1 protein-coding gene is annotated in these 1,263 nt (G+C 30.9%); it reads right to left on the bottom strand.

Annotated features, from left to right (window positions below):
- Window positions 1-39: 39 nt before the first annotated feature.
- Window positions 40-1,050, bottom strand: a complete 1,011-nt coding sequence (locus tag OO013_RS20075; protein WP_266058917.1) for an IS110 family RNA-guided transposase — start codon at window positions 1,048-1,050, stop codon at window positions 40-42.
- Window positions 1,051-1,263 lie beyond the last annotated feature (213 nt).

Genomic DNA, 1,263 nt, shown 5'->3' on the forward strand with positions numbered 1-1,263 from the left:
GCGCATTCTATGATAAAAGTAAAGTAATTTCTTAATTATTTATGCCGCGAATTTAAAGGTATTTATGTAGGGTGTTTGTCTATTAATAACGGCAAATACTCTACTTAATAGCTTACACCTTATATTATTTAGGACAAGCATTTTGTTTTTACCTTCACTTACTTTTCTATCAAAATAATTTTTCATCTGCGGGTCGTACTTTTTACTACTCAATGCACACATGTTTAAAAGTGATTTGAGCTGTTTATCTGCATAATGACTGACTCTAGTTTTACCTCTAACACTTGATCCAGAAGTATACTCAAATGGCGCTACCCCGGCATAACAAGCTAGTTGTCTCCAATTTGTGAAGTTTTCAAATCCATTTGTTGTACAGATTAATTGGTAAGCCGTTTGTTTACCAATTCCAGGAATACTCTGAATTAGATCGCTTTGTTTTTTTAATATCTGGTTCTCAGATATAATTAAATCTATTTTTTGCTCGATCTCTTTTATTGCTTTTTTTAGCTGCCTAATTACTCTTTTATTAATTCTCAATGCATCTTTAATCAATTTGGAAGGAAATCTGTTTTCATATTCTTTGATAGAATCTAATGCTCTAAAAGACTTTATAAGCTTACTTCTTTCTGAGAGTAGTATTTTTATTCTTAAAATATCTGCCTCTGGTAAAGAAGTTAGTTTTAATTTATGAATATGTGTTTTGGCATAAAAGGCAATGTCTTTAGAGTCAGTTTTATCACTTTTGCCTCTAACTAGCCCTTTAGCTTTATTAATTTCGATAGGAGCTACTACCCAATAATCTAAATCTAAAGCACTTAGATTCACACTTAAAGGCATAGAGTACACTCCTGTATTTTCAAAACAAAAAAGAACATCATTTAAAGAGTTAACTTTTTTCTTAATCTCTTTTAGCGCTTCTTTTATTCCTTTCTTATCATTAGAAGAAATAAAATGAAACCCTTGCTTTGAAGGATCAAGGTTTGTAATCAGGGTATAATCCAGCTTAGATTTAGATACATCAATACCAACAATAAAAGAATAATTTTCCATAACTTTATTTTAAGATGAATGAAAATGTTGATGTGCTTTAAAGCCTTTAGTAGACCTGACTGTCTATCATTCTATTTGAAGCTAATCAACGATAAAGGAATGACAGAGGACTAATGCGCGAGATAGGTCTTGATTCCTTGCGCGTAACATAGTTCACCTCTGTCTTCCTTTAGAATAAATTATTAAGATTTATCTTTATTGTAAAGTAAAGGC

Source organism: Mangrovivirga halotolerans (assembly GCF_026241165.1).
In the GTDB taxonomy this organism is placed as follows: domain Bacteria; phylum Bacteroidota; class Bacteroidia; order Cytophagales; family Cyclobacteriaceae; genus Mangrovivirga; species Mangrovivirga halotolerans.

Coding starts and splice junctions, on each gene's coding strand:
- OO013_RS20075 (WP_266058917.1), bottom strand. CDS start 1,050: ATGGAAAATTATTCTTTTATTGTTGGTATTGATGTATCTAAATCTAAG.